Here is a 17,808-nt window from a genome sequence, read left to right as displayed (position 1 = left end):
CGCCATGAGTTCCTCACGCATCGTCCGAGCCGCCGCGGTCCAGATCGCGCCCGACTTCGACAGCCACGACGGCACGCTGAACAAGGTGTGCGAGGCCATCGACGAGGCGGCCGCCAAGGGCGCGCGGATCGTGGTCTTTCCCGAGACCTTCGTGCCCTACTACCCGTACTTCTCCTTCGTGCAGCCGCCGGTGCTGCAGGGGCCGGCCCACATCCGGCTGATGGAGCGATCGGTAGTGGTGCCCGGCCCGGTGACGGCGGCGGTCGCCGGGCGCGCACGGGCCCGCGGCATGGTCGTGGTGCTCGGCGTGAACGAACGCGACCATGGCAGCCTCTACAACACGCAGCTGGTGTTCGACGCCGACGGCAGCCTGGTGCTCAAGCGCCGCAAGATCACGCCGACGTACCACGAGCGCATGATCTGGGGCCAGGGCGACGGCGCCGGGCTCAAGGTGGTCGATACGCAGGTGGGCCGCGTCGGCGCGCTGGCCTGCTGGGAGCACTACAACCCGCTGGCGCGCTACAGCCTGATGGCCCAGCATGAAGAGATCCACTGCGCGCAGTTCCCGGGCTCGCTGGTCGGACCGATCTTCGCGGAGCAGATGGAAGTGACCATCCGCCACCATGCGCTGGAGTCGGGCTGCTTCGTGATCAACGCCACCGGCTGGCTGACCGAGGCGCAGATCGGCGCCATCACCCCCGACGCGGGCCTGCAGAAGGCACTGCGCGGCGGCTGCCACACGGCCATCGTCTCGCCCGAGGGCAAGCACCTCGCCACGCCGCTCACCGAGGGCGAGGGCATGGTGATCGCCGACCTCGACATGGCGCTCATCACCAAGCGCAAACGCATGATGGATTCGGTCGGCCACTACGCCCGGCCCGAACTCCTGAGCCTCGCGCTCAACGACCGTCCCGCCACCACCACGCAGCCCATGGCGCGGCCGGGTCCTTCAACCTTCGACACCGGGAGCACCCCCCATGAGCACGACCGACATTCCATCGAGCAGGCAACTGATGACCGAGTTGCAGTCCTTCGGGTTGCGGCTGGTTGATCCGGGCGCCGGCGCCTCCAGCCGCCGCGGCGGCGCGGGACCGTCGGACCACAAGGCCGTCACCGTCGACGGCCACACGATCATGGTGCCGGTCCACACCTCGACGGCGTGGAACTCGCCCTTCACGGCCCAGGCGCCTGACGCGCAGGGCCGCAGCACCCTCACGCGCGGCAGCATCCCGATCGCGAGCATCAGCTTTCCCAGCCAGCCGCGCTTCTACGGCATGCAGACCTTCGACGGCGTGCCCTATTCGCACATCGCGACGCTGCACGGCTCGGACGTGCTCGCCACCACGGTGCTGCAGACCTGCATCCGCTACGAGAGCCGCAGGAAGAGCTGCAAGTTCTGCGCGATCGGGCAGTCGCTGGCGGCAGGGCGCACCGTGGCGCGCAAGACACCGGAACAGCTCGCCGAAGTCGCGCGCGCGGCGGTGCTGCTCGACGGCGTCAAGCACATGGTGCTCACCACCGGCACGCCGAACGCGACCGACCGGGGCGCCCGGATTCTTTGCGAGAGCGCCTTCGCGATCAAGGCGGCGGTCGACATTCCGATCCAGGGCCAGTGCGAGCCGCCGGACGACGACCAGTGGTTCCATCGCATGAAGGCGGCCGGCATCGACACGCTCGGCATGCACCTCGAAGTCGTGACGCCCGAGGTGCGCGAACGCATCATGCCCGGCAAGGCCAGCGTGCCGATCTCGCGCTACATGACGGCCTTCGAGGCGGCCGTGGGCGTGTTCGGAAGAGGGCAGGTCAGCACCTACATCCTGGCGGGCCTCGGCGACACGCGCGAGGCGATCCTGGAGACCTGCGACCGGCTGCTGGCGCTCGGCGTGTATCCCTTCGTGGTGCCCTTCGTGCCGATCAGCGGCACGCCGCTGGAAGACCATCCCGCTCCTTCGCCGGAGTTCATGAAGTCGATCCTGCAGCCGCTGGGCCAGCGCGTCGCGGCCGCCAACCTGCGCGCCAGCGACATCAAGGCCGGCTGCGGCAAGTGCGGCGCCTGCTCTTCACTCTCGGTCTACGAAAGCTGAGCATGTCCTGCATCATCGATGATGTCGTCGAGCCGCCGGCGCTCTACGCGCCCGCCGGGTTCCTCGTGCGTGAGGCCGCGCAGGCCTGGGAGCGCGATGGAGCGCACGCCCTGCGCCGCGCCGTGTTCTGCATCGAGCAGGGCATCTTCACCGGCGACGACCGCGACGCGATCGACGGGCATGCGCAGCTGCTGGTTGCCATGTCCTGCGTCGGCGGCATGCCCGACCAAGTGGTGGGCACGGTGCGCATCCACGAGGCGGCGCCGGGCCTGTGGTGGGGCTCGCGCCTGGCGGTGCATCCGGCCTTCCGCAGCCAGGGGCACCTGGGCGCGACACTGATCCGGCTGGCCGTGTCGCGCGCGCATGCGCAAGGCTGCCAGACCTTTCTCGCGCACGTGCAATCGCAGAACGTGCCGCTCTTTCGCAAGCTGCACTGGCGATCGCTGCGCGAGCTGGCCATCCATGGCCGGCCGCATGCCGAGATGCAGGCGGACCTGGGCTTCTATCCGCCGTGCCACGACCCGGTGAGCGGTTTCGTCTCCCGCGCCAGGAGGCCGGCATGACGCTCTCCGACATCGCCCGCGCGCTGCGCGACAGCCGCGGCTTCGCCCACAAGCGCGACATCAGCGACATCGTCCGCGCCCTCGGCGCCGCGCTGCCGGGCGGCGCGGCCGACCTGGCGCAGGCCGTTCCCGTGGGCGACGACTGCGCGGCGATACCGGACGGGCAGGGCGGCTACCTGCTCTTCGCCATCGAAGGCTTGGTGGAAGACTTCATCGAGCGCATGCCCTGGTTCGCCGGCTATTGCGGCGTGATGGTCAACGTGAGCGACATCTACGCCATGGGCGGACGCCCCACCGCCGTGGTCAACGCCCTGTGGAGCGCGGGCATGGACACCGCATCGCAGATGCTGAGCGGCATGGCGCGGGCCTCGGCGGCCTACGCCGTGCCCATCGTCGGCGGCCACAGCAACAACCGCAGCCCGCGCCCGCAGCTGGCGGTCTCCATCCTGGGACGCGCGCAGAAGCTGCTGAGCAGCTTCGCGGCGCGGCCCGGCGACCCGCTCGTGATGGCCGTCGACCTGCGCGGGGCCTACGAGGAGCCCTTTCCCTACTGGAACGCATCGACCACCGCGCCGCCCGAACGCCTGCGTGGCGACCTGGAGCTCCTGCCGCAATTCGCGGAGGCGGGCCTGTGCGATGCCGCCAAGGACATCAGCATGGCCGGCGCCATCGGCACGGCGCTGATGCTGCTCGAATGTTCCGGCGTCGGCGCGGTGATCGACCTGGACGCCATTCCGCGCCCTGCCGGCGTGCCTCTGCCGCGCTGGCTGAGCTCCTTCCCGAGCTACGGCTTCATCCTGAGCGTGCGGCCCGAGAACCTGGGGCGCGTGCTCACGCGCTTCGCCGCGCGCGACCTCGCCTGCGCCGTGGTCGGACGGGTCGACGACACGCGCACGCTGGTCCTGAAGCAAGGCGCCGAGCGCGAACGGCTCTGGGACCTGAACCGCGATGCTTTCATCCGCGAGGCTGCCTCTGCGCAGACGGCGCATGCATGACGGCACGGCGACCCGCGGGCCGATGAAGATCGGCTTGCTCACGCATTCGGTCAACCCGCGCGGCGGCGTGGTCCACACCATCGAACTCGCGCATGCGCTGCACGATGCGGGGCACGAGGTCACGGTGATGGCGCCCGCCGCCCCGGGCCAGGACTTCTTCCGGCCCGTGCGCTGCGCCACCGAACTCGTGCCTGTCGGCGGCACGCCGCGCGACATGGTCGAGATGGTGGCGCAGCGCATCGAGGCCTATGTCGCCCATCTCTCGGTCCTGCTCGCGCGCCGGCGCTTCGACGTGCTGCATTGCCACGACGGCATCGGCGGCAACGCGCTGGCCACGCTGGCATCGCGCGGGCTCATCGGCGGCTTCACGCGCACCGTCCATCATCTCGACGACTTCGCCGACGAACGGTTGATGCGCTGGCAGGAACGCGCCTTCACGCAGGCCAGCCAGGTGTTCTGCCCGAGCCGCATGTGGCGCGACGTGCTCGCCCGGCAGCACGGCGTCGCCGCGCAGGAAGTCTGGAACGGCATCGACGCCGAGCGTTTCACGCCCATGCCTTCGACGGCGGATGCGGCGCTGGCCCGCGGGCTCGGCATCCGCGCCGAAGGCCCGGTGCTGCTGGCCGTCGGTGGCGTGGAAGAGCGCAAGAACACCTTGCGRCTGCTGCAGGCCTTCATCGGCCTGCGCGCCGGCGGCATGGACGCCCAGCTCGTGATCGCCGGCGGCGCCAGCCTGCTCGACCACACGCAGTACGCGCGCGATTTCGCCGCGCTCGCGCGCGACGCCGGGCTCCCCATCGGCCCCGGATTGCCGCTGCTGATCACCGGGCCCCTGGCCGACCAGGACATGCCGGGCCTCTATCGCCTGGCCGACGTCGTCGCCATGCCCTCGCTGCGCGAAGGCTTCGGCCTGGTGGTGCTGGAGGCGCTCGCCAGCGGCGTGCCGGTCGTCGTCTCGCGCATCGAGCCCTTCACCGAACACCTGGAGGAGGGCGATTGCAGCTGGGCCGACCCCTTCGATCCGGCCTCGATCGCGCGGGCGCTCGCGAAGGCGCTCGCCGCCCCATCCGCGGACCGCATCGCGCGCTCATCCGAACGTCTGGCCCGGCGCTTCAGCTGGCGCGCGAGTGCCGAGCGCCACCTCCAGCTCTACCGATATCACTGAGGAACACACACCATGCCCGTCATGCATTTCAGCGTCCGCTGGCCCGACCAGAGCGAGACGCGCTGCTATTCGCCTTCGCTCGTGATCCGGGACTACCTGTCCCCAGGCCAGCGCTATGCGCTCGACGACTTCGTCAGCCGCTCGCGCGAGGCGCTCGGCATCGCCTCCGAGCGCGTGCGCGCGAAGTACGGCTTCGCCTGCTCGCAGGCGATGGACCAGCTGGCCGAGATCGAGGCCATCGCCGGGCGCTTCGGCCAACTGCCCGATGCGCAGGTCACCGTCACCGCCTTCGACTGAACATCGAACGCTTCTTCAAGCCCCATCCACGAACAGGAGCCGCACCATGTCTCCCACTACCACCCACTACAGCGTCGTCATCGTCGGCGGCGGCCAGGCCGGCCTGTCGCTGAGCCATTGCCTTCAGCAGCGCGCCATCGACCACCTCGTCATCGAGAAGCGCAGCCTGGTCCACACCTGGCGCACGCAGCGCTGGGACTCGTTCTGCCTCGTCACGCCAAACTGGCAGTGCAATCTCCCCGGCTGGCCCTACGCCGGCAACGATCCGCATGGCTTCATGGTCAAGGACGAGATCAACACCTGGCTCGCCGGCTTCGTCGAGCAGGTCCAGGCGCCCGCGCTGGAGGGCGTGAGCGTGGAGAAGGTGTCGCGCGCCGGCGAGGCGGAGCGCTACACAGTCGACACCAGCGCCGGCCGCTTTACCGCCGACCAGGTGGTGATCGCCTCGGGCGGCTATCACAAGCCGGTAGTGCCGCGCATGGCCGAACGCCTGCCGGCCTCGGTGACCCAGTATCACTCGGCCCAATACCGCAACCCCGCGCAGTTGCCCGAGGGCGCGGTGCTGGTGGTGGGCTGCGGCCAGTCCGGCGCGCAGATCGCCGAAGACCTGCACCTCGCGGGGCGAAAGGTCCACCTCGCCACCGGCAACGCGCCGCGCTGCGCGCGCTTCTACCGCGGCAAGGATGTGGTCGACTGGCTCGCGGACATGAACTACTACGACATGCCGGTCACGCAGCATCCGCTGCGCGAAGGCGTGCGCGACAACACCAACCACTACGTGACCGGCCGCGACGGCGGACGCGACATCGACCTGCGCCGCTTCGCGCTGGAGGGCATGGAGCTCTACGGGCAGCTCACCGGCCTCGACGGCGACCTGCTGGAGTTCCAGCCCAACCTGCGCGAGCATCTGGACCAGGCGGACCGGACCTACAACGGCATCAACGCCTCCATCGACAAGTTCATCGACAAGAGCGGCATCGACGCACCGCCCGGCGAGCCGTACGTCCCCGTGTGGGAGCCCGCCGAGGAGCGCACCGCGCTGAGCCTGCGCGCCGCGGGCATCACGAGCGTGGTGTGGTGCATCGGCTTCCTGCCGGACTTCGCCTGGGTCGACGCGCCGGTGTTCAACGGGCGTGGAGAACCGGTGCACCTGCGCGGCGTGACGCATCAGGCGGGGCTCTATTTCCTCGGGCTTCCGTGGCTGCACACCTGGGGCTCGGGGCGCTTCTCCGGCGTGGCGCGCGATGCCGCGTATCTGGCGGAACAGATCGAGGCCCGGCGGCGCGCCGGTGTGCCCGTGACGTCGCTGGCCGCGCCGGCTTTCGCCTGAGGCGGCGCCAGCCTCAGGCGCGGATCTGCAAGGGCGCGAAGGACTTCACCAGGTCGTCCAGCGCCTTGATCTGGGCGAGGAAGGGCTCCAGCTGGTCCAGCGGCAAGGCGCTGGGGCCGTCGCACAGGGCGTTCGCCGGATCGGGATGGGCCTCCAGGAACAGGCCGGCCAGGCCCAGCGCCATGCCGGCGCGCGCCAGCTCGGCCACCTGTTCGCGCCGGCCGCCCGAGGCCGCCGCGCCGGCCTCGCGCTGCTGCAGCGCGTGGGTCACATCGAAGATTACGGGCAGGTCGCCTGTCACCTTCTTCATCACGCCGAAGCCCAGCATGTCCACCACGAGGTTGTCGTAGCCGAAGCAGGTGCCGCGGTCGCACAGGATGATCTGCTCGTTGCCCGCTTCCTTGAACTTCTCCACGATGTTGAGCACCTGCGACGGGCTCAGGAACTGGGGCTTCTTGATGTTGATGACCTTGCCCGTCTTCGCCAGCGCGACGACGAGGTCGGTCTGGCGCGCGAGGAAGGCCGGCAGCTGCAGCACGTCCACCACCTCCGCCACGGGCTGCGCCTGCCAGGGCTCGTGCACGTCGGTGATGAGGGGCACGCCGAAGGCGTCCTTCACGGCCTCGAAGATCCTCAGTCCCTCTTCGAGCCCGGGCCCGCGGTACGAATGGATCGAGGAGCGGTTGGCCTTGTCGAAGCTCGCCTTGAAGACGTAGGGGATGCCCAGCTTGCGCGTGACGCGCACGTATTCCTGCGCGCTGCGCAGGGCCAGGTCCCGCGATTCGAGCACGTTGATGCCGCCGAACAGCACGAAGCCGCCGCTGTTGCTGACTTCGAGCGTTGATTGGATGGTGATGGTGGTCAAGGGGTTCTCCGGTCGTCGAGCGTGCATTCTCGGACTTTGGGAACAGGACGCCGCCGGCCTCCATCCAATGGGCACAAGGGTCAGCCATGCAAGACATTCAAACCATTCCCGGCGCACAGCCTTCGCAGCCGCCGACCGACACCGAACTCGCGGCACGCGCGGCACGGGGCGAGGCCGACGCCTTCCAGCAGATCATGCGCAGGCACAACCGCCTGCTGTTCCGCACCGCGCGCAGCATCCTGCGGAACGACGAGGAGGCGCAGGAAGCAGTGCAGGAAGCCTATCTGCGCGCCTGGCGTGCGCTCGCGGGCTTCAGGGCGGATGCGAGGCTGTCGACCTGGCTGGTGCGCATCGTCGTCAACGAAGCCCTGGGCCGCATCCGTCGGGATGGCAGTGCGCAAATCATTCCGCTGGACGCCGCCATCGAAGCGTCCGAGACCCAAGGGGAGACCTGGATGCATGCCGACGCCAATGCCCAACCGGAACGCCAGGCCATGCGCGGCGAGATGCGCGGCCTGATCGAAGCCGGCATCGACGCCCTGCCCGAGGCCTTCCGTACCGTGTTCGTGCTGCGGGCGGTGGAGGACCTGAGCATCGAGGAGGTGGCGGCCGCGCTGCAGATCCCGGAGGCCACCGTGCGCACGCGCTTCTTTCGCGCCCGCGGCCTGTTGCGCGAGGCCTTGTCGCGCGAGGTCGACATCGCGATGGGCGGTGCGTTCGGCTTCGACGGCGCGCGCTGCGACCAGATCATCGCGCGCGTCATGGCCTCCCTGCCGGCGCGCGAACCCGATCCGAAGCCCTGATTCCCGAATCCCGTTTTTCTTACCCACGAGGAGATTTCATGTCGTTCTTTCTGATGCCCACACCTGTCGCCGCGCGGCGCCTGTTCCTGGGCCGTTCCGGTCTGCTGCTGTCCGGTGCCGCGGTCGCGCTGCTGGCCGGCAACGACGCACTGGCCGCCAAGGCCGGCGGCGCCACCAAGGGCGATGTGCAGATCCTCAACACGGCGCTGGGCGCCGAACTCGAAGCCATCGCGGCCTACCAGGTCGGCGCCGAGAGCAAGCTGCTGGAAAAGCCGGTGCTCGACCTCGCGCTGAGCTTCCAGGGCCATCACAAGGCCCATGCGGAGTTGCTGGAACAAACCGTCGCCAAGCTGGGCGGCAAGGCCGTGACGGCCAAGGCGAAGTACGACTTCCCCGTCGAGCAGCTGAAGTCGCAGGCCGACGTGCTGCGCTTCGCCGCCAAGCTGGAGCAGGGCGCGGTCAGCGCCTACCTGGGCGCGGTGCCGCTGTTCGGCAACCGCGATCTGGCCAAGGCCGCCGCGAGCATCCTGGGCGACGAGGCGATGCACTGGGCCGTGCTGCGCCAGGCCCTGGGCGAGGTGCCGGTTCCTTCGGCATTCATGTCGTGAGCACGCGCCGCTGGGGCCGCATGGCACTGGCGGGCGCGATGGCGATCCTCGCAGCCGCATCGGCGCAGTGCGCGCCGGATGCGCTGCGCGGCGAGCAGGTCTATGCGCGCTGCCTCGCCTGCCATGCGCTTGCCACGGATCGCGTGGGGCCGCGTCATTGCGGCCTCTTCGGGCGGCTCTCCGGCAGCGTGCCCGGGTTCGCCTACTCGCCGGCCATGAAGAAGGCCAGGATCGTGTGGGACGAGAAGACCCTCGACCTCTTCCTGGCGAACCCGCTCAAGATGGTGCCGGGCACCGCCATGACCTACGACGGCGTGCCCGACCGGAAGGACCGGGCGGACCTGATCGCCTACCTCGAGCAGGCCGGCGGCTCGCCCGAATGCAAGGCGCGGGCGCCCTGAACGCCGCGCCCGCCGGCCGCTAGACCGCCATGATCGACACGGCCTTGGTGACCAGGTAGGCCTCCATGGCTTCGGGGCCGCCTTCGGAGCCGTAGCCCGAATCCTTCACCCCGCCGAAAGGCATCTCCGGCGAGGGCGCGGCGGGCTGGTTGATCCACAGCATGCCCACTTCCATCTGCTGCGAGAGCAGATGCGCGTTCTTGATCGACTTCGTGAAGGCGTAGCCGGCCAGCCCGAAGGGCAGGCGGTTGGCTTCGGCGATCGCTTCCTCGAGCGTGTCGAAGCCGCGGATCGCGGCCACCGGGCCGAAGGGCTCGTTGTTGAACACGTCGGCTTCCAGCGAGACGTCCGTCAGCACGGTGGGGGCGAAGAAGTTGCCTTCGGAGCCGATGCGCTCGCCGCCGGTCGCGATCTTCGCGCCGGTGGCCAGGGCGTTGTCCATCACCTTCGCCATCGCCGTCAGGCGGCGGGCGTTGGCCAGCGGGCCGAGCGTCGTGCCTTCGGCCAGGCCGTCACCCAGCTTCAGGCTCTGGGCGTGCTTGACCATGGCCTTGGCGAATTCTTCCTTGATGCTGTTGTGCACCAGGAAGCGCGTGGGCGAGATGCAGACCTGGCCCGCGTTGCGGAACTTGGCGCCGCCCGAAGCCTTCACGGCCAGGGCCACGTCGGCGTCCTCGGCCACGATCACCGGGGCGTGGCCGCCCAGCTCCATGGTCGCGCGCTTCATGTGGGCGCCGGCCAGCGCGGCCAGCTGCTTGCCCACGGGGGTCGAGCCGGTGAAGGTCACCTTGCGGATGATGGGATGCGCGATCAGGTAGTTCGAGATCTCCGCCGGGTCGCCGAACACCAGGCCTACCGTGCCCGCGGGCACGCCCGCATCGACGAAGGTCTGCAGCAGCGCCGCGGGCGAGGCGGGGGTTTCCTCCGGCGCCTTGACCAGGAAGGAGCAGCCGCTGGCCAGCGCCGCGCCGAGTTTGCGCACGATCTGGTTGATCGGGAAGTTCCACGGCGTGAAGGCCGCCACCGGGCCGAGCGCTTCCTTGATGACCAGCTGCTGCGCGGCCAGGTTGCGCGAGGGCACGATCCGGCCGTAGACGCGGCGGCCTTCGTCGGCGAACCACTCGATGATGTCGGCGCCGGCCAGCACCTCGCCGCGCGCTTCCGCGAAGGGCTTGCCCTGTTCCTGCGTCAGCAGGCCGGCGATCTCGGCGGCGCGTTCGCGCAGCAGGCCGGCGGCCTTGCGCATGGTGGTGGCGCGTTCGTTGGCCGGGATGCGACGCCAGGCCTCGAAGCCGCGTTGCGCGGCCGCCAGGGCGCGGTCGAGGTCGGGGATGCCCGCATGGGCCACCTTGCCGATGGCCTTGCCCGTGGCGGGATTGATCACGTTCAGGGTCTTGCCGCTCGCGGCGTCGCACCACACACCATCGATCAGCAGTCGGGTGTCGGTGTAGCTGGTTGGGGTCATGTCGGGGTCCTTGGAAACTTCGGGGATGTTGGCGCGTTCCGCGCGCGGCGGAGCTGGAGCATTATCGGCAAAGTGCCCGCGCCTCACCGATCCCACTCGTAGCGCACGCCCACCGTCGCCGCGCGTGGCGCGCCCGGCGCCAGGAAGAGCGCGGGCTGCGCCTGCTCGCCCGGCTGCAGCGGGCGCCCGCCGGGGAAGAGATCGAGGTTGCCGGCACCGTAGCTCGCCGAGCGCCGGTCCGTGAGGTTGCTGATGCGCAGGTAGGCCTGCCAGCGCGGATCGATCTGCCAGCTCGCGCGCGCATTGACGATCGCGCTGCCGCCGATGCGGCCGAGCTCGGGGCGGCTGCCGCTCTCGTTGCCGGCGACGACCTGCGAGCCCGAGACCAGCACATCGGCGCCCAGGCGAAGGGCGCCCGTCGCGCGCCATTCGACGCCCAGCTTGAGCAGCTGGCCGGGCAGCCCGGCGATGCGGGCGCCCGGCAGCACGAGGTTGGGCTGCTGCGGTGTGCTCAGCGGGCCGGGCAGCGTCTCGGTGCTCTCGTAGGTCGCGCGCAGGTAGGTGTAGTGCGCATACCACTGCCATTCCTTGCCGCGCCAGCGCGCCGACAGCTCCAGGCCCTGCCGCAAGGTCTGGCCGACGTTGGTGAAGTAGCCCGCCTGCGAAGTGCCGGAGCGCACGAAGAGGATGTCGTCCCGGCTCGCCGTCCTGAACAGGGCGCCCGAGAGCTGGAGCCCCTGGCCCGCGCGGGACCGGATGCCCAGTTCCAGGGTGCGCGCGACCACTTGCCGGAGGTACGGGTCGGCCTGCAGTCCCGTGGGCAGGGTGCAGGGCCGGGCCGGGTCGGCGCAGCCCAGCTCGATGGAGGTGGGCACGCGGGTGCCTTGCGACAGGCTGCCGAACAGGTTCCAGCCCGCGTCCAGGGCATGGGTCAGGCCGAGTGCCGGATTGAACTTGCCGTAGGTGAAGGATTCGCCGACCAGGGGCGCGGGCGTGCCGAGCTCGTTGCTCAGGCGGGTCTGGTTCCATCGGCCCGAGAGCGTGAGATGGGTTTGCGGCGTCAGCGCGATGACGTCGGTGGCGAAGATGCTGAAGGTGCGGCTCCTGCCGCGCAGGGCGACCGACTGTTCTTCGGGCGCCGAGGGGTCGGCCGAGGCGACGCGCGACGCGTCGAAGAAGCCTTCCTGCTCGAACTGGTCGTAGCTCGTGCGGTTGGCCATGATCTCGGTACCGAGGGCCATGCGATGGGTATCGGTGTTGCGCGACCACTGGAGGCCCGCGCCGGCGCCGCGCTGCCGGGTCGACGTCCGGTTGATCACCGCGGTGTGCGTGATGTAGCCGGGGTCGTTGGGATCGCTGCAGGCCGGCGATTGCGGCGCCGATTCGCAGCCCTGCAGCCAATCGGACCAGGCGTCGTTGATGTCGCCGTTGCTGCCTTCTCGCTTCGAGCGTCGGTACCACGCCGACACCGACAGCTGGTCCCGCGCGTCGAGCGTGTGCCTGGCGCTGAAGGCCAGGAAGTCGGCGCTGTTGCGGGTGGTGTCGGAGAAGGTGTAGCCCGCGCCGCGGTCCGCGGCGTACAGGCCCTCGCTGACCAGTCCGTTGCCCGCGAGCTGGCTGCTCGCATGGCTGTAGCTCAGGGTCCAGTCGGTGCCCGCCGTCTCGCGTCCGAGCTTGAGGAAGAGATTGCCCAGGTGTCCCGGCGAGCGCTGGCGCCATCCGTCCTCGTCGAACAGCGTCGCGGCCACGTAGCCGTGCCAACCCTCGCCCCACTGGACGCCGTGGCCGAAGTCCAGGCGGCGCCGGCCGAAGCTGCCCACCGACAGATCCATCTCGGTGCCCGGGTGCGTGAGGCCCGACTTGGTGGTCAGCACCAGCGCGCCGCCCAGCGTGTTGAGGCCGTAGAGTGGATTGGAGCCGGGCACCAGGGTCAGCGTCGAGATCGCCGCTTCGGGCAACAGGTCCCAGTTCATGACGTCGCCGAGCGCCTCGTTGAAGCGCACGCCGTCGACATAGACCGACAGCCCCTGCGAGGAGCCCAGCAGCGGAGAGAGGCGGTGGCCCCTGTAGTTCAGGTCGAGCTGGAACGGGCTGCCCTGGATCTCGTTGACGCTGATACTGCCCATCTGCTGCCTCATGAAGTCCGGCAGGTTGGCGCTGTGCGCCCGCTCGATGGCGCCGTCGTCTTCCACCTGCACGTTCCCGGGGTACGCGTCCCGCGACAGGTAGATGCCGCCCGGCAGCGGGGTCTGGCCGATCACCTCGACCGTGGACAGGGAGCGCACGCGGTCCTCTTCATCGTCGGCCTGCGCCAGTGCCGTCCCCGGAAGGACCAAGGCCGCCAGGAGCAGCGCCTTCATCGAATGGCGACGCCCCACGGCAGCTTGCCGACGGGAACGTCGAGCAGCCGCTGCCTGCGGTCGGTGTCGATCACCGTGACGCTGCCCGAGCGGCCGCAGGCGACGTACAGCTTCTTGCCGTCGGGCGTGAGCGCCATGTTCCACGGCCGCTGCCCGACGGGGATCGTGGCGACGACCGTGCCGCTGGCCACATCGATCACCGACACGCTCGCTTCGCCGCCGTTCGACACGAAGACCCGCTTGCCGTCGGGATGCACCGCGATGCCGTTGCTGCGCTTGCCGGCGCGGATGGTACGCAGGATGGTGAAGCGCGCGGCGTCGATCACGTACACCTCGTCGGCGTTCTCGGCGGCAACGTAGGCGCGCTGCCCGTCCGGCGAGAAGCCGATGCCCCGCGGCCGGGCACCGACCGGCACCTGCGCGACCTGCGCGCGCTTGTCGAGGTCGATGACGTCGACCGCCTCGCCTTCCTCCGCGCTCACGAACACATGGCGTCCGTCGGGCGAGAAGACCGCGTGCTCCGGGTTCTTGCCGCGCACCGTCACCGTGAAGGCCTTCCGGTTGGTGCGGGTGTCGACGAAGACGACGTCGTTGGATTCCTCCACCGCGACCGCCACCCAGCGGCCGTCCGGCGAGATGCCGACACCCTCCGGCGATTCACCCAGGTCGATGCTGCCGGACATCGCCCGCTTCTCGAGGTCGATCGTCACAAGCCGGTTGTTCGGCTGGTCGCTCACATAGGCGGTGCGCCCGTCCGTGCTGACCGCGGTGCCGCGCGGCTTGCTGCCGGCGGGAATGTCGGCCACCACCTTGTCGGTCTCGGTGTCGATCACGCTGAGGGTGCCCGACCCTTCGTTGGGCACATAGGCGAAGGTGGCCGCCGCGGCCGTGGCCATCGACAGGACGAGCGAGCAGGAGAACACGAACAGGCGCGGGAAGCTTCGACGACGTGACATGCGGACTCCTGGTGCGAAACAAGGGGCGGCCGGGCGCCGCTACAACAACATGCGCGAGAAGACGGTGTCGCGATCGACCAGCGCATGTTTGAGGGCGGCGAGCACGTGGACCGCGATCAGCGCGCAGAACACATAGGCGGTCGCGAGGTGGATGCCGCTGAAGACCGCGTAGAGCCGCGGCGAGTCCGGCCCCCAGGACGCCCACTGAATGCCGAAGAAGCGGATGCCGAAGCGGCTGAAGTTCGACGCGGTGAAGCCCGACAGCGGCATCAGGAGCATGCATGCGTACAGGGCCCGGTGAGCCGCCCGCGCCGCCTGGCGCTCCCAGGGGTCCATGGAGGCCGGCCATGCGGGAGGACGGTGCGACAGGCGCCATGCCAGGCGGGCGCCGATCAGCACGGCCAGCACGATGCCGAAGGACTTGTGGAGATTGATGGTGCCGCTGCGCGCGGGTGTCCCGCGCGGGGCGATGCTGTCCAGAAGGAATCCAAAGGCGATCTGCCCCAGCAGGGCCAGGCCGATCAGCCAGTGCAAGGACACGGCGGTGCGAGTGTAGTGCTGCGATGGGCCGGCGGGTGGCATGTCGCGCATCGACCGCATCGGCTCAGAGCCCGACCAGGTAGTGGGCGAGGTTCTCGATGTCCTGGTCGCTCAGCGTGTTGGCGACACTCGTCATGTTGCCGGCGTCGTTGGTTCGCCGCCGCGTCTTGAAGTCGGTGAGCTGCTTGACGATGTAGTCGTAGTTCTGCCCCGCCACGCGCGGGATCTCGTTCTGGCCGGTGAAGCCGCCCAGGTGGCACATGGTGCAAAGGGTCTCGTCCGCCTTGAGCTTGCCCTGCGCGGCCTTTCGCGCGTCGGCGGCGAAGCTCTGGCGCGGCGGCTTCAGGCTGGCGAAGTAGTCCGACAGCTCGTGCATCTCGTCGCGCGTCATTCCCGCGACCATCGGCGTCATCAGCTCGTTCGACCGGCGACCCTCCTGGAAGTCCTTCAACTGGAGGTAGAGGTAGCGGGACGTCTGCCCGGCCAGGATCGGATAGGCAGCCTGCAGCGGCGGCTTGCCTTCCAGTCCGTGGCACGCGGCGCAGGTGGCGGCCTTGGCCGGCATGGGAAGCGCCGCGGGCGCCGGACCCTGCGCTCGCGCGGGGCCGCCCGCCCACAGCGCGAGCGCCATGGCGGCGATCACTGCGAAGCGCTGTGTGGTATCGGTGCGAGCCAAGGCCGTTTCAACTTCAGGGCAGCGCGAACACGTAGACCGAATTGCCGCGCTTGTAGTCCAGCTGCGTGTTGCCGCCGGCCGCCACCGCGACGTACTGCTTGCCCGCGGCCATGTACGACACGGCTGGCGCGTTGACGCCGGCGCCGCACTGGTACTCCCAGAGCTTCTTTCCCGTCTTGGCATCGAAGGCCCGGAACAGCCCATTGCCCTCGCCGTTGAAGACGAGGTTGCCGGCGGTGGCGAGCACGCCGCCGATCAGCGGCTGCTCGGTGTCGAACTTCCAGGCCACCTTGCCGGTGTCGAGATTGACGGCGGCCAGCCGGCCCCATTGCTTCTCGTCCGGAATCACCTTGAAGGCGCCGCCCAGCCAGAGCTTGCCGCCCGGGTACTTGGCTTCCTCGACGTGGTAGGTCATGGGCTGGTGCAGGTTCGCGGCATACACCATGCGCAGCTTCGGATTGATGGCCATCGGGCTCCACTCGACGCCGCCGTTCGCGCCCGGCAGCATGCGCGCGCCGTCCTTGGTCGGCAGCACCCACATGTTCTCCTGCGGGATCATCGCTTCGCTGAAGCGGATCAGCTCGCCGGTGGCGCGATCGTGCACGTAGACGTGGCCCGTCTTGCCGCCATGGATGGCGACCTTGCGCATCTTGCCGTCCTTGCCCATGGCATCGGTCAGGATCACCGGGGAGACCGCGTCCAGGTCCCATACGTCGTGCGGCACGTACTGGAAGTGCCACTTGTAGGCGCCGGTGTTGAGGTCGACCGCCACCATCGAGTCGGTGTAGAGGTTGTCGCCGGGGCGCTCGGCGCCGTAGAGATCGGGGCTCGGATTGCCGACGACGAAGAAGGCCGTGTTGCTCTCCTTGTCGACCGCGGGCGCCATCCACACGCCGCCGCCCAGTGTCTTGTAGAAGTCGGCGCTCTTGGCGAGCTGCGCCTTCTCGGCGGCGATGTCGCGGTGCAGGTCTCGCTGGGTCGCATCCTTGGTGGCCCACACGCCTTCATGGCCTTTCTCGGGCACCGTGTCGAATGTCCACAGCAGCTTGCCGTCCTTGGCGTCGTAAGCCTTCACGAAGCCGCGGATGCCGTACTCGCCGCCGTTGGTGCCGATCAGCACCTTGCCGTCGACCGCCACCGGCGCCATCGTCTCCGAATAGCCGGCTTCGGGGTCGCCGATCTGCACCGACCAGAGCACCTTGCCGCTCTTCGCATCGAAGGCCATCAGCTTGGCGTCCAGCGTGCCCATGTAGAGGACGTCGCCCATGATGGCGACCCCGCGATTGTTCGGGCCGCAGCAGTAGGTCGTGACCGGACCCATCTTGTGCTTGTAGTGCCAGAACTCCTTGCCCGTCACCGCGTCCAGCGCGTAGATATGGTTGTAGGAGGTCGTGATGTACATGATGCCGTCGACGACGATGGGCGCGGTCTCCATCGACTCGAGGACTTCGGTCTGGAAGGTGAAGGCCGGCCGGAGCCTGGCGACATTGGCGGTGTTGATCTGCGCCGCCGGGTAGTACCGCGTCTGCGCATAGTTCATGTTCGAGAGCAGGAAGTTCGCCGAGTCCCCGGTGGCCGCATCGAGCTGGCGCTGCGACACGGAGATCGGTTTGGGCACCGGCGCGCCGGTGGCGCCGGCTTGTCCGGCAATCTCCGTCTGGCCGAGGGCAGCGCCGGACAGACAGAGCAGGGTGGCGATGGCAACGAGCGACCGATTGCCTTCGTGCGGGAGCTTGAGTCGATGCATGCAGGTCTCCTCGGGCTTATTTGATGCCCTTGTCCACCGCTGCGGTCCGGGAGCCGGGTACCGCAAGGCAACGCGCAGTGACGGTGGGGAGCGTCTGCTGGCGGGTGCCTCCTCATAGGGAGTTCATATCCGTCTTGCCTCGCTTGCAAGCGTAGCTCTATTGATGTCCACTGAACAGAGGGATGTTTGGGTGGGTTGCAGAATTCGTTGATGGGGGACAAGGAAATGATTCGATCGACCGCAAGGCCCGTGATGACCCTGATGCGCTGGGCCGCCGCCGCGTTTATAGGGGCATGCGTCGCGCAAGCCGCCGCGCAGCCCGAGACGCATCCGAACGCCAACGCGCAGCTCCTCGTCGCGGCGCGGCAAAGCGAGATGACGCAAGTCCGGCACCTGCTCGCCGAAGGAGCCGTTGTCGACTCTCGCAATCGCTTCGGCAGGACCGCGCTCTACATCGCATCCGAGAAGGGCAATGCGGAGATGGTGGCGGCGCTGATCGATGCCGGTGCCAACGTCAACCTGGCGTCGATCGAGGGTGTCACGCCGCTGATGGCCGCCAGCTACGGCGGCAATGCCGAGGTCGTGAAGCGCCTGCTGGCCGCGGGCGCCCGCGCCGACCCGGTGGACCGCATGAACAAGCCGGCTGCCGTGTATGCGGCGGCGCAGGGCAAGGCCGAGGCGCTCGGTGCGCTGCTGGCAGCCGGCATCGACGTCAACGCCACCTACGAGCACAAGCTGACGCTGCTCATGTGGGCGGCCGGCCAGGGGCAGCCCGAGGCCGTCCGGCTGCTGCTGGCGCGCGGCGCCGATACGAGCCTGCGCGACGACCGCGGCCTGACGGCCCTCGAGATCGCGCGCGGCGCCGGCAAGGAAGCGGAGGCGCTCTCGGCAGGTCTTCGCTGAACGGGCGTCGCGACGCGGTCCATGCCCTGCGTTCGGCGACCCGCCGTGTT

At 69.3% G+C, this 17,808-nt stretch carries 18 protein-coding genes; 11 read left to right on the top strand and 7 right to left on the bottom strand.

Annotation, left to right across the window (positions count from 1 at the left end):
* The first annotated feature begins 4 nt into the window (after positions 1-4).
* The 7 genes from AC1DNF_RS08405 to AC1DNF_RS08375 are packed head-to-tail and all read left to right on the top strand — an operon-like array spanning position 5 to position 6,434.
* A complete protein-coding gene (locus AC1DNF_RS08405; RefSeq protein ID WP_478148110.1) occupies positions 5-1,051 on the top strand; it encodes a Nit6803 family nitrilase in 1,047 nt (348 codons plus the stop codon).
* Positions 1,014-2,084: an MSMEG_0568 family radical SAM protein gene (locus tag AC1DNF_RS08400; protein WP_478148158.1), complete on the top strand. Its 1,071-nt coding sequence runs from the start codon at positions 1,014-1,016 to the stop codon at positions 2,082-2,084. The genes AC1DNF_RS08405 and AC1DNF_RS08400 overlap by 38 nt, the downstream gene beginning before the upstream one ends.
* Before the next feature lie 2 nt (positions 2,085-2,086).
* Positions 2,087-2,647, top strand: coding sequence for an MSMEG_0567/Sll0786 family nitrogen starvation N-acetyltransferase (locus tag AC1DNF_RS08395; RefSeq protein WP_478148109.1), 561 nt, complete (start codon positions 2,087-2,089; stop codon positions 2,645-2,647).
* A complete protein-coding gene (locus AC1DNF_RS08390; RefSeq protein WP_478148108.1) occupies positions 2,644-3,642 on the top strand; it encodes a sll0787 family AIR synthase-like protein in 999 nt (332 codons plus the stop codon). Before AC1DNF_RS08395 ends, AC1DNF_RS08390 begins: the two co-directional genes overlap by 4 nt.
* A complete protein-coding gene (locus tag AC1DNF_RS08385; protein WP_478148107.1) occupies positions 3,635-4,807 on the top strand; it encodes an MSMEG_0565 family glycosyltransferase in 1,173 nt (390 codons plus the stop codon). The genes AC1DNF_RS08390 and AC1DNF_RS08385 overlap by 8 nt, the downstream gene beginning before the upstream one ends.
* A gap of 12 nt (positions 4,808-4,819) precedes the next feature.
* Positions 4,820-5,104 carry an MSMEG_0570 family nitrogen starvation response protein gene (locus tag AC1DNF_RS08380; RefSeq protein WP_478148106.1) on the top strand — a complete coding sequence of 95 codons (285 nt, stop codon included), beginning with the start codon at positions 4,820-4,822 and terminating at the stop codon, positions 5,102-5,104.
* 46 nt (positions 5,105-5,150) lie between these two features.
* Complete coding sequence (locus AC1DNF_RS08375) at positions 5,151-6,434, top strand: MSMEG_0569 family flavin-dependent oxidoreductase (protein ID WP_478148105.1); 1,284 nt, start codon at positions 5,151-5,153, stop codon at positions 6,432-6,434.
* A gap of 13 nt (positions 6,435-6,447) precedes the next feature.
* Here the strand turns inward: AC1DNF_RS08375 and kdsA are convergent, their stop codons facing one another.
* Positions 6,448-7,299, bottom strand: coding sequence for a 3-deoxy-8-phosphooctulonate synthase (gene kdsA / locus AC1DNF_RS08370; protein ID WP_478148104.1), 852 nt, complete (start codon positions 7,297-7,299; stop codon positions 6,448-6,450).
* Positions 7,300-7,385: 86 nt separating this feature from the next.
* On the opposite strand from kdsA, the gene AC1DNF_RS08365 reads away from it, so the two are divergent.
* From AC1DNF_RS08365 to AC1DNF_RS08355, 3 genes are read left to right on the top strand one after another with little or no spacing between them, the layout of a single operon-like run.
* Positions 7,386-8,102, top strand: coding sequence for an RNA polymerase sigma factor (locus AC1DNF_RS08365; protein ID WP_478148103.1), 717 nt, complete (start codon positions 7,386-7,388; stop codon positions 8,100-8,102).
* A gap of 38 nt (positions 8,103-8,140) precedes the next feature.
* Positions 8,141-8,710 carry a ferritin-like domain-containing protein gene (locus tag AC1DNF_RS08360; protein ID WP_478148102.1) on the top strand — a complete coding sequence of 190 codons (570 nt, stop codon included), beginning with the start codon at positions 8,141-8,143 and terminating at the stop codon, positions 8,708-8,710.
* Between the two features lie 20 nt (positions 8,711-8,730).
* Positions 8,731-9,111, top strand: a complete 381-nt coding sequence (locus AC1DNF_RS08355) for a c-type cytochrome (protein ID WP_478148157.1) — start codon at positions 8,731-8,733, stop codon at positions 9,109-9,111.
* 19 nt (positions 9,112-9,130) lie between these two features.
* Here the strand turns inward: AC1DNF_RS08355 and AC1DNF_RS08350 are convergent, their stop codons facing one another.
* The 6 genes from AC1DNF_RS08350 to AC1DNF_RS08325 all read right to left on the bottom strand — a co-directional run bounded on the left by AC1DNF_RS08350 (position 9,131) and on the right by AC1DNF_RS08325 (position 16,855).
* Positions 9,131-10,576 carry an NAD-dependent succinate-semialdehyde dehydrogenase gene (locus tag AC1DNF_RS08350; RefSeq protein ID WP_478148101.1) on the bottom strand — a complete coding sequence of 482 codons (1,446 nt, stop codon included), beginning with the start codon at positions 10,574-10,576 and terminating at the stop codon, positions 9,131-9,133.
* Positions 10,577-10,659: 83 nt separating this feature from the next.
* Positions 10,660-12,936: a TonB-dependent receptor gene (locus AC1DNF_RS08345; RefSeq protein ID WP_478148100.1), complete on the bottom strand. Its 2,277-nt coding sequence runs from the start codon at positions 12,934-12,936 to the stop codon at positions 10,660-10,662.
* The gene (locus tag AC1DNF_RS08340; RefSeq protein WP_478148099.1) at positions 12,933-13,892 is read right to left on the bottom strand and encodes a beta-propeller fold lactonase family protein; all 960 of its coding nucleotides are present in this window, start codon (positions 13,890-13,892) and stop codon (positions 12,933-12,935) included. The genes AC1DNF_RS08345 and AC1DNF_RS08340 overlap by 4 nt, the downstream gene beginning before the upstream one ends.
* Positions 13,893-13,931: 39 nt before the next feature.
* Positions 13,932-14,474 carry a cytochrome b gene (locus AC1DNF_RS08335; RefSeq protein WP_478148098.1) on the bottom strand — a complete coding sequence of 181 codons (543 nt, stop codon included), beginning with the start codon at positions 14,472-14,474 and terminating at the stop codon, positions 13,932-13,934.
* Positions 14,475-14,496: 22 nt separating this feature from the next.
* A complete protein-coding gene (locus tag AC1DNF_RS08330) occupies positions 14,497-15,108 on the bottom strand; it encodes a c-type cytochrome (protein WP_478148097.1) in 612 nt (203 codons plus the stop codon).
* Between the two features lie 13 nt (positions 15,109-15,121).
* Positions 15,122-16,855 carry a PQQ-dependent dehydrogenase, methanol/ethanol family gene (locus tag AC1DNF_RS08325; RefSeq protein WP_478148096.1) on the bottom strand — a complete coding sequence of 578 codons (1,734 nt, stop codon included), beginning with the start codon at positions 16,853-16,855 and terminating at the stop codon, positions 15,122-15,124.
* Between the two features lie 225 nt (positions 16,856-17,080).
* Between AC1DNF_RS08325 and AC1DNF_RS08320 the strand changes: the two genes are divergently transcribed.
* Positions 17,081-17,758 carry an ankyrin repeat domain-containing protein gene (locus tag AC1DNF_RS08320; protein ID WP_478148095.1) on the top strand — a complete coding sequence of 226 codons (678 nt, stop codon included), beginning with the start codon at positions 17,081-17,083 and terminating at the stop codon, positions 17,756-17,758.
* The last annotated feature ends 50 nt before the right edge of the window (positions 17,759-17,808 follow it).

It is taken from the genome of Variovorax sp. 01T432 (assembly GCF_056398605.1).
This window is presented reverse-complemented; position numbering and strand designations above follow the sequence as displayed.